Source organism: Paenibacillus sp. FW126-R14 (assembly GCF_058789495.1).
The window spans coordinates 276,599-286,426 of record NZ_JBYTBS010000002.1 but is presented as its reverse complement, the minus strand read 5'-3'; the positions used below and the strand labels follow the sequence as shown (position 1 = coordinate 286,426).

General features: G+C 46.6%; 12 protein-coding genes. 5 read left to right on the top strand and 7 right to left on the bottom strand.

From position 1 onward, the window contains the following. Positions 1 to 147: 147 nt before the first annotated feature. The 3 genes from AC3WRW_RS02575 to AC3WRW_RS02565 all read right to left on the bottom strand — a co-directional run bounded on the left by AC3WRW_RS02575 (position 148) and on the right by AC3WRW_RS02565 (position 2,157). Positions 148 to 603 (bottom strand): hotdog fold thioesterase, encoded by a 456-nt coding sequence (locus tag AC3WRW_RS02575; RefSeq protein WP_492544680.1) that lies wholly within the window; start codon positions 601 to 603, stop codon positions 148 to 150. 123 nt (positions 604 to 726) lie between these two features. After that, positions 727 to 1,737 carry a YeiH family protein gene (locus AC3WRW_RS02570; RefSeq protein WP_492544679.1) on the bottom strand — a complete coding sequence of 337 codons (1,011 nt, stop codon included), beginning with the start codon at positions 1,735 to 1,737 and terminating at the stop codon, positions 727 to 729. A 159-nt stretch (positions 1,738 to 1,896) separates the two neighbouring features. After that, positions 1,897 to 2,157, bottom strand: coding sequence for a hypothetical protein (locus AC3WRW_RS02565; protein WP_492544677.1), 261 nt, complete (start codon positions 2,155 to 2,157; stop codon positions 1,897 to 1,899). A gap of 130 nt (positions 2,158 to 2,287) precedes the next feature. Between AC3WRW_RS02565 and AC3WRW_RS02560 the strand changes: the two genes are divergently transcribed. Next, positions 2,288 to 3,190, top strand: a complete 903-nt coding sequence (locus tag AC3WRW_RS02560) for a LysR family transcriptional regulator (protein WP_492544676.1) — start codon at positions 2,288 to 2,290, stop codon at positions 3,188 to 3,190. Here AC3WRW_RS02560 and AC3WRW_RS02555 read toward each other — a convergent pair. Next, positions 3,187 to 3,366 (bottom strand): hypothetical protein, encoded by a 180-nt coding sequence (locus AC3WRW_RS02555; protein WP_492544675.1) that lies wholly within the window; start codon positions 3,364 to 3,366, stop codon positions 3,187 to 3,189. The two genes, AC3WRW_RS02560 and AC3WRW_RS02555, sit on opposite strands and share 4 nt — an antisense overlap. Positions 3,367 to 3,574: 208 nt before the next feature. On the opposite strand from AC3WRW_RS02555, the gene rpmF reads away from it, so the two are divergent. Next, a complete protein-coding gene (rpmF, locus tag AC3WRW_RS02550) occupies positions 3,575 to 3,751 on the top strand; it encodes a 50S ribosomal protein L32 (RefSeq protein WP_047680282.1) in 177 nt (58 codons plus the stop codon). Positions 3,752 to 3,810: 59 nt separating this feature from the next. Here rpmF and AC3WRW_RS02545 read toward each other — a convergent pair whose 3' ends face one another. Continuing rightward, positions 3,811 to 5,088: an MFS transporter gene (locus tag AC3WRW_RS02545; RefSeq protein WP_492544674.1), complete on the bottom strand. Its 1,278-nt coding sequence runs from the start codon at positions 5,086 to 5,088 to the stop codon at positions 3,811 to 3,813. A gap of 200 nt (positions 5,089 to 5,288) precedes the next feature. Between AC3WRW_RS02545 and AC3WRW_RS02540 the strand changes: the two genes are divergently transcribed. After that, positions 5,289 to 6,197: a winged helix-turn-helix domain-containing protein gene (locus AC3WRW_RS02540; RefSeq protein ID WP_492544673.1), complete on the top strand. Its 909-nt coding sequence runs from the start codon at positions 5,289 to 5,291 to the stop codon at positions 6,195 to 6,197. Here the strand turns inward: AC3WRW_RS02540 and AC3WRW_RS02535 are convergent. Both AC3WRW_RS02535 and AC3WRW_RS02530 read right to left on the bottom strand, forming a co-directional pair. Then, positions 6,184 to 6,573 (bottom strand): hypothetical protein, encoded by a 390-nt coding sequence (locus tag AC3WRW_RS02535; RefSeq protein WP_492544672.1) that lies wholly within the window; start codon positions 6,571 to 6,573, stop codon positions 6,184 to 6,186. The two genes, AC3WRW_RS02540 and AC3WRW_RS02535, sit on opposite strands and share 14 nt — an antisense overlap. Positions 6,574 to 6,860: 287 nt before the next feature. Further along, entirely contained in the window at positions 6,861 to 7,673 is an 813-nt protein-coding gene (locus AC3WRW_RS02530) for a protein-glutamine gamma-glutamyltransferase (protein ID WP_492544670.1), read from the bottom strand. 276 nt (positions 7,674 to 7,949) lie between these two features. On the opposite strand from AC3WRW_RS02530, the gene AC3WRW_RS02525 reads away from it, so the two are divergent. Both AC3WRW_RS02525 and AC3WRW_RS02520 read left to right on the top strand, forming a co-directional pair. Then, positions 7,950 to 8,927: an ABC transporter permease gene (locus tag AC3WRW_RS02525; protein ID WP_492544669.1), complete on the top strand. Its 978-nt coding sequence runs from the start codon at positions 7,950 to 7,952 to the stop codon at positions 8,925 to 8,927. Between the two features lie 5 nt (positions 8,928 to 8,932). After that, positions 8,933 to 9,802, top strand: a complete 870-nt coding sequence (locus AC3WRW_RS02520; protein ID WP_492544668.1) for a carbohydrate ABC transporter permease — start codon at positions 8,933 to 8,935, stop codon at positions 9,800 to 9,802. Positions 9,803 to 9,828: the final 26 nt, after the last annotated feature.

The following is a 9,828-nucleotide window of genomic DNA, read 5'->3' as shown; positions in this document are numbered from 1 at the left end:
AACAAATTAACGCGGTAATGTATTGAATTAAAAGTGTTTAAATAAAGGCTGCCGAGACTTTCTCGACAGCCTGAAAACCTCCCGTTAATTGGACCGGATTTCGTAAATTCTCACGAACTCGGCGCAAATAGCGGGAGGTTTCCTCATTTATTGTCTTTTTTCAATAATGGCCACCGTGCAGCGCGAGATGCAGATGAATTGTTGATTTTCATCGGAAATTTTGATGTCCCAAACCATCGTTTTCCGGCCTTTGTGCAGCGGGGTTGCCACAGCGGTTACGATGCCGTCCCGTTTACTTTTGAGGTGGTTAGCGTTAATTTCGAGTCCGACTGCCGCATAGCTGTTTGGATCGATATTGATTTCCGACGCGATTGAGGCAGCGGTTTCAGCCAGCAGAACGGAAGCTCCGCCATGCAAAATCCCTGCAGGCTGGCGCGAGGAAGGTCCGACAGGCATCGTCATCACGACGCGATCAAGCCTAAGCTCCACAATTTCAATGCCCAGCGCATGAATGGCCGTGTCCCGGCTTCTTTCTTTCATGAATGCAATGAATGCTTCCTTATTCATCCCATACGACCGGTAAATCTCTTCCGCCACGATCATCGCCATGACCTCCTTCGGATGTAAACAACAACATCAACCTTTCTGTTCAGTATACGCAGCCCCATTGCTTGATCATGCCGGTTAGGACAAAATTGGCCGTTTCTCCCGCGCACTGCGCTTTGTTTACACATTTCCCGTTGAATACTGAACGATTAAACTCACGACGGCAACAACGATCCAAACGATCAGTCCAAGCAAAATGGGTTTGTAGCCCGTTCGGATCATTTTCCGAAAATCCGCGTTCAAGCCAATGGCGGTAAGCGCCATGACGATCATGAACTTGCCGATATCGCCGATATACGGCTGGATTCCAGTGGGGATGACACCAATCGTATAAAGGAATGAAGCAATGAGAAACCAGATGATGAACCATGGGAAAATCGTCATGAATTGAAACTGAGACGGTGTCCCTGATTCGGCTGCTTCCCTTTTTTTATTCACGGCCATGATCACGGTAAACAAGAGGGAGATCGGAATGATCATCGTTGTTCGGGTGAGCTTCACGATCGTTGCATAAGTTCCTGCATCATTGCCGAAAATATAGCCGGCCGCCACAACGGATGACGTATCGTTAATGGCCGTTCCAGCCCATAAGCCAAAGCCTTTCTGGGTTAGCCCGAGAGCGTGGCCGAGTGCCGGAAACACGAGGACGGCCACGACATTGAACAAAAAAATCGTTGAGATGGAGTAAGCGATTTCATCCTCTTTGGCTTCGAGAATAGGGGATACGGCAGCGATGGCCGATCCGCCGCAGATCGCGGTTCCGACGCCGATTAAGCTCTGCAGTTTGAGCGGCACCCCCATCAATCTGCCGATCCCGTAAGCGGCCAAGAAGGCAGCGCTTAGTGAAAAAAGCATGACAGAGAGGGATTCCAGCCCTGTTTTCCAAACTTGGGATAAGCTCAGTCCGGCACCTAGACAAATGATGGCCCATTGGAGCACTTTTTTCGAAGTAAAAAGGATTCCTTGCAGTGATTTTGCGGGTTTCCCGTAAGTATGATTGAGAATGATGCCAAACACGATGCCAAAAACCGGTCCGCCTACAAGCGGAATTAGATTTCCTATCCACTGAGCTGCCGCTGCAAGGACGAGCACAAGGAGCAGACCGGGGCCATAAGATCGAAACCATTTCATAGTAAAGTGCATCTCCTTAGTAGATCGTTGATAGCACCCTCATCATATACGCCAGCTTGCCAAATGGGCAAATCACTCTTTCTTATGATGCGCATAATGCCAAATTATATCGTTGAAACGCAAAAAAACCGGTCTCCCCGGCTCTGTAGAACGCTTATGTTATTTGTAGTCTCTAAGGTACATAACGGCAGCGGCGCCCAATCCAATGACAGAGGGGACGATATGATGGAAAATGACCGTGAGGGATACGCCTAGAAGGATGGTTGCGGTGTATTTAAAAGTTCGCTTAGTTTTGGAGGAGTCCCAATACGTAAGGGCATCAAGCTGGATGCCGTTCGGCTTAAGCTCATGACTGCACTGCATGCAAGTAAACTGTCCGGGACGTACTTCTGTTTGACAAGCCGGGCAACGATCGAACATAGAATTTACCAGCACCTCTCAATTAATCTCAGTAAACGGGTCGGTATTAATATGTTTATCATAATCGTTTGTTGAGTATTTTTCAAGAGGATATAGTAAACTGGGGATAACAGGATGAGGGGGGATCGCGTTGACGTTGCAACAATTAAAATATGTGATAGAGGTCGCGAATCGCGGCTCCATCAATGAGGCTGCCAAACGGCTGTTTATTTCCCAGCCCAGCCTTTCGAACGCGATCAGGGATCTGGAAGAAGAACTGGACCTTGCGATATTCGAACGATCCAATAAAGGGATCTCCCTTTCGAAAGAAGGGATTGAATTTCTAAGCTATGCGCGGCAGGTTGTCGAACAGGCGGAACTGCTGGAAAGCCGGTATCTGAATGCGAAGCCTTCTCCGCAGCATTTCTCGGTTTCGACGCAGCATTATGCGTTTGCCGTCAATGCCTTTGTCAATTTGGTTCGTGCGTACGGCCATGATGAGTATGATTTAGCGCTGCGCGAGACCAAGACGCATGAAATCATTGAAGATGTCAAAAATTTACGCAGTGAGATCGGGATTTTGTATCTGAATGAGTTTAATGGGAAAGTCATCAATAAGCTGCTAAAGGAGGCTAACTTGCAATTTAACAGCTTGATAACCGCCAAGCCCCATATTTTCATCAGTATTAACAACCCGCTTGCCAAACAATCCATCGTGACGATCGATCAGCTTCAGGACTACCCGTATTTATCCTTTGATCAAGGCGAGTACAATTCCTTTCACTTCTCAGAGGAAATTCTCAGCACGATGATGCACAAAAAAAGCATTCGCGTGAATGACAGGGCGACACTCTTTAATTTGCTAATCGGGTTAAATGGTTATACCATATCAACGGGAGTCTTAAGCGCCGATTTGAATGGGAATGAGATCATTCCCGTCCCCCTGGATTGCGAAGAAAGCATTCATGTGGGTTGGATTTCACATCGAAATGTCTCGCTTTCAAAGCTGGGAGCGGCGTATATCCAAGAACTTAAGATTGCTCTATCGTGTTAAGGATTGGCGGTGATTTTACCATGCTGCCACTCGAATTCATATTCGAATTGTTTGGTTGAATCATAATGATCAGGTGAATATGGACGAACAATGTAGCTCTCATTCTCTGTTGCATTAACGCCTAAAGCAGACAGGAACAGCAGACAGGCAAATGCAAGAACTATTTTGGTTGTCATATTGAATGCCTCCGTCACAATAAGATAACTCAAGTGTAAGGTGCATTTGTAAGCAGAATGTTATCATTTGCCCGCGAAAACGGCTCCTGAATATTAAATTATTGTTAAAAGGGTTTCGCGGTTTCACAGAATAGGCATTGACAAAGTGCCGGGATAAAGCTATGATAGCTTTTGTTGATTTATGCAAGTAACAGGAGGTGTTTTGACCATGGCTGTTCCTCAAAGGAGAACGTCCAAAACACGTCGCGATAAGCGCCGTACTCACTTTAAACTGGCTGTGCCAGGAATGGTGAAGTGTGAACAATGTGCAGAATTGAAGAAAGCACATCATGTTTGCAAAAACTGCGGTTCATATAAAGGTAGAGAGATCGTACAAGCTCAATAATCATATGAACTGCATCTTAAATGACACTCTAAGCAATTTAGAGTGTCATTTTTGCGTTTTTAAGAAGCAAGGGATTTCATCTTCTTCAAAGCATGCTGCTGGGCCAGAGAAGGAAGCAGCAGCAGATAATACAGCGCTAATACGAATTCAGCGGCTCCAACCGTGTAGTAAATCGCTTCCAATGAAAGCTGTTTCGGGAATGCCAAAGCGATCAGGCCTTGCATAGCCGTAAATGTAATCATCATAAGCGGTTGAATAAGCGCTTGGACTCTGCCCATCATCTTTGGCTCGGTGACTTGGGCAAGCCACCCGAAGAAGGCTACATTGCAAAGCGGAACGGATAACGCAAACACCAGATAAAGAGCCATGAAGGGGACTAGTTGTGTGACGACCGCTTGCAGGACGTGTACGGCCGCGCCCAAAAAGAAACTGAGGATGATCATTTGATGAAGCGGCATTTTTTTGGCCAGACGAACGGATATCAGGCTGCCCGCAATCATGCCGGCTCCGAGAATGGCGGTCATGCCGATTTGCAGTGACTCGTAAGTGTCGGGAGCGAGCTTATATTTCAGGTTGAACAGGTACATGACGCTGCCTCCGCCGTTGGCAAGGCCAAGAATGAGGATGCCGGTTAAGAGAGCCAGCACAATGGGGTTGTGGCGGACATAACGCAATCCTTCCTTAAAGTCGCTGCCAATCTGCTTTAACTTAAATGATTGCCAAGACGAGGGACCGTTCGGCAGCCTGACTTCCAAAGGGATCCGGCAGCGTGCAATGAATACGGCCGATATGGAGAAACTTAGCATATCAATCGCCACGGAAGCGAGTATCCCTAAACGCCAGTAGCATACTGCGCCTAAGCTTGTGCCTAAGAGGATGAAAGCGCTCATCAGCATCTGATTCATGCCCATAGCCGAAGGAATCTGTTCTGGTTGAAGTACTCCCCGTACCAAGGCCGCATTGGCGGGGTGAAACATTTTGCTTACTGCGCTTCGAAGGAACAATAGGGCAAACACGAGAGGCATCCACCCCCAGGCAATCGCGCCGAGCAAGGCGAGACTCAAACCGATGTTGATCATATCGCAGTTTACGGCAATTTTTTGCCTATCGAAGCGATCCGCGGCCACACCGGTCAAGAAAAAGATAGCAAGTGTCGGCAGCGAGTACATCATTTCGGTAATCGTTGCGTAAGCCGGCTGCGAGCTGAAGTGCTCCAGCATGTAGAAGGCGAATGCGGTTAAGCCCGTTACCGATCCGATTTGGGAGGTCAGCTGTGCCGCGAAGAGCCGTGCATAGTTCTTGTTTTTGAAAAGGTCGATGAAAGGATTTGTCTTCATTGGCGTTTTCCTCTTTCTGTTAGAATCATGGTCTAACAATAAAGTAACACCATTAGTTCAATAAAACAAGAACTATATTTTAAGTTATTTATAATAGTAACTAATTCCGCTATTCGTTTTATTCGAAACCATTATGATCTGTTTGCCGATTGTGGTATTCTGAGTAAAAGAATGGTTAGAAGGAGGTTCAAGATCATCTCATGTCTTATCAGATAGAGACGGATTTCTCGCCGGTACATGAATGCTTGCTTAGCTTTCTTTTGTATAAAAGAAGACAGAACATCAAATACCTGTATGCCGGTCCTGAGTGGATCGAACAGGTTAAGCAGGTTTTGAAGCCTGATTTTTTAGAAAAGTTGGAAGCCGTTGAGGAACTGACATTTGTTGATTTGCTCACCGTTCTTGTAGATCAGTGCCCGGACAGCTCCTCCATGAAGGCATTTCTGGACTGGATAAGCACTCTTTCTGTCGGAGATTTGTACGAACGCTTGGCCGCCTATATGGCTGGCAGCAAAACGCCTGTCTGGCTTCATTTGGGCGAAGAACGCGATCGTTTTGTCGACCTTCTTTCCGCTTGGCAGGAACAATATATGTCACAGTGGAAGGGCATGGAAGGGATCAAAGAAGGGGCGTTACAAATCGAGGAAGCCCTTAAGGCCGGCATGAAACCAGAGGATGTCGTGGAAACGTTTGTGACCGGTATGCGCATTGAGCTAAGCCAGGTAAAGAAAGTATGCTTGATACCCGCTTATCACTTTCGGCCGCTGCATACTTTTGTTGTATCTTTGGACAAGATTTATGTGTTGTACCCAATTGCCATCGAAGCACCCACGACTTTCACGGTTTCCGCAACAGCCAAAGCGCTGTCGGATGAGAAGCGTCTGGATATCTTACAGCTGCTTTCCGAAAAAAGACGCTCTTTCACAGAAATAACGAAGGAGGTCGGCGGCGCTAAAGGAAATGTACACCATCATCTCATGACTCTCCGCATGGCGGGATTGGTAAGTGTACATCTCACGGATGCAGGTCCGTACTTGGCGCTCAGACCCGGCATATCGGAACGGTTGAAGGGGCAGTTGGATGTTGTTTTGGAGCCTAAGAAGACGTGAAAAAGACCTGGACACACTTGTGTCCGGGTCTTTTTTGGAATTGCGGCCAATCGGTTGGAAGATATGGAAGCGGTAAAAGGCTATTGCGGATCCGGAACATGATGAGCATGTTGAACATGGTGGTGCGGGTGCTGTGCATGATGAGCGTGGTGCTGTTGAGCATGGTAGGCATGGTGATGCATAGGGTGGTGGGCATGATGATGCATAGGATGATAGGCATGGTGATGTACTGGATGATAAGCATAGATGTGCATAGGATGGTAACCAAGCTGATGTACAGGGTGATAAGCGTGGTGATGCACAGGATGATGATAACCATGATGATAAGCGTGATGATGAGCATGATGTACTGGGTGATAAGCAACTTGTTGGGCATGATAGGCGTGTTGTGGCTGAACAGGATACTGGACACCAGGTGCTACGGGAGCCGCGGAAGGCTGCTGATAAATAGGGAGATTATCTCCCGTAAATGCCGGAGCTTGTTGAGCTGGAAGGAGAGTCTCCGTTCTTGTTGCCGTTTGATAATTCGTGAGGTTAGCCTCCGTTATTGCATTGCGTTGTGTCATGTTTTTTTCCCCTTTCGGTATAGGCATACATCATCCTATGCAGGAATTGGAAAATAGGGCACATGTCTATTCAAATTGGGCGCAACAAACTTTTTTGTTAATGAATCCGGCATTTGCGGACATAGGTCCAGTCCCCTACTTTCGCAACAATGGGTTTATCCCGATTCCGGCATTGGAAGAGCGCAAAGTAGGAGAAGTCCGGATGCACATAACGATCCGCCAAATAGGCAGATTGTGTGCTGCCCGGGATTCTCTGCTTGTTCAGGACCTTAATAACAATATCCTTCGATGCGATTCCCAGGCCATAGCCATGTCCAAAAAAGTGATCGTTTTCCATCATGACGACATTTTCCCCTTTACCCCAGGGAACCATAGGTTCATACTCGGGATTTTCAAAATAAAGGACATCGCCCGTCACGGCTTCCTCATTATCGATCCGTTGGATAAGGTGCAAATTGTTGTTGGAATGGTAATCAAATAATAAAAGATCCGATGTCAGCATATCGAAATGGCTGGAATCTATGGATTCTAATATGGCTTTGTATAAAACAACTACGACGGCCATGGAGCATTCGAAAGCATAAGAGGTTCCGTTCGTGAATATGTCCCGCACCGCGTCTTGCGGCGCAACGCCGCTTTTCAACTGGAACTTGCCCTGATCTGTAATATGCCAATAGGCCGGGTTGCACATAGAGTGTTTGAAATCCGCAAAATAGACGCCGCTTGCACTCAGCGCTTTTGAGGCCTCCATGATTTGCGTCCGCATGTACAGTTCAAACAGCAGCGTATCCACCGAATCATACCGATACTCCGCAGAGCTGTTTTGTTTCTTTTCATAAATCGCTAATTCCAACTCGGACAACGTACCTTCTCCAAAGGAGACTTTGCTGGTACCTTCGATTACGATCATGGACTTCTCCTCATTTTAAAAGATCATAAGAGTTACTCCTTTATTTTTATGTGAAAGATAGATGTTAGGTGCGCAATCCGCATATCGCGGATTTATTTGAGATATATTTGCGCGCTCTTAGACCATGACCGGTGAGAATCTTAATTAAGGATACACTTCCATTAAAAGAGGACATGTAACTTCGGACCTCATTTGTGTAACATTAAATTCAAACGTAAGCGCTTCCTTTTCGAAGTTGCAAAATGTATAGAATCCTTCTGAGGGGGCACACCAAGCATGAGTTTGAGTCAGCTCGATAAGCTGGAGACCGGCGCACTGAAACAACTTGAGAGCCGTTATTCCCAAACACGGCGCTCTTCGTTACAAAAAAAAATAAAAAAATACGTATGGTTTTATTTGTTGGCGGCTCCCGGAATGCTATATTTCATCGTGTTTAAGTATTTTCCAATGTGGGGAGTGCTGCTTGCATTCCAAGACTACAGTCCGTTTCTTGGTTTTAGTAAAAGCCCATGGGTAGGTTTGCAACAATTTCGCGAGTTTTTCTCGAACGAATCCTTTTTCGTTCTGTTACGGAACACGCTGCTGTTGAGTTTGTTCAATTTGCTTTTTTATTTCCCGTTCGTCATACTTTTGGCGATTATGCTAAGCGAACTGCGCTCGGCAGCTTTCAAGAAAATTATTCAAACCGTCGTCTACTTGCCGCACTTTCTTTCATGGGTTGTTGTCGTAGGAATCACGTTTATTTTCTTCGGACCTTCCGGTGTGATCAACCATTATTTAGCTCCCATGATCGGTAAGGAATTAGCTTTTATGACGGGCACGGAATGGTTCCGCTCACTGGCCGTATTTCAAAGCATATGGAAGGATGCGGGTTGGGGCACGATCATATTCCTGGCGGCAATCGCCGGCGTCAACCCGGAGCTCTACGAAGCGGCGACGATGGACGGTGCCGGGCGATGGCGGAGAATTTGGCACATTACGCTGCCGGGCATTAAGAGCACCATTATTATTTTGCTGGTGATTCGTCTCGGACATCTCATGGATTCGAATTTCATGCAAGTGTTCCTCATGACAAACCCGCTCAACCAAGAGGTATCCGATGTCATTGATCTGTACGTTTACAGGGTAGGTTTAACGGAGTCGCATTTCAGTTACGGCGTTGCTGCCGGATTGTTCAACTCTATCATAGGGCTTATTCTAGTGCTGCTTAGCAATCATTTCGCCAAAAAAGCAGGGGAAGACGGTGTTTTTTAATGCTAATGAGAATGCGTTTTCAAATGTTTGATGTCGTGATTGGCTTCCTTATGCTTGTCTTTAGTTTGCTGATTATCGTTCCATTCATATACATTTTGGCTGTATCCTTCAGCGGGGGAGGGGAGTCGATCGGCGGCGACTTCTTTCTTATCCCTAAGGAGTTTTCGCTGGAAGGCTATAAATACTTGATGTCTACCAGCAGGTTCGTTAACGCGATAGGCAATTCTGTTTACGTTACCGTGCTGGGCACTTTCGTAAATCTACTTTTCTCGGTAACGCTGGCTTATGCATTGTCCAAAAAGTTTTTACCGGGCCGCCGGGCGATGATGCTGCTGATCTTCTTCACGATGCTGTTCAGCGCCGGAATCATTCCGAACTATTTGCTGGTTAAATCGCTGGGCATGCTGAATTCATACTGGGCGCTTATACTGCCTGGCGCTACCAACGCTTTTACGATTATGGTGATGAAAACTTTTTTCCAAGGCTTGCCGGAGAGCTTGGAAGAAGCTGCGCGAATGGACGGAGCGGGCGAAATTCGGATTTTATGGTCGCTGGTGCTCCCGTTATCCATGCCGATTATGGCTACGTTCGGACTCATGTTCATGGTCGGCCACTGGAACGAATTTTTCGGCGCTGTTATTTATTTGAGCAAGAGCAGCATGTGGACTGTGCAGGTTCTGCTGCGTCAGATGATTGTCGTCGGCACATCCAATATTAACAATGAGTTTAGTATGAGTGAAAAGTCGGCGGCGCAATTGGGCGATACGATTAAAATGGCCGCAATCATCATCTCCATGATACCGATTGTGGTGGTGTATCCGTTTTTGCAAAAGCATTTTGCCCAGGGTGCTATGATTGGATCCATAAAAGAATAAAGCGTGAACTTCACATAGGAGGTGAA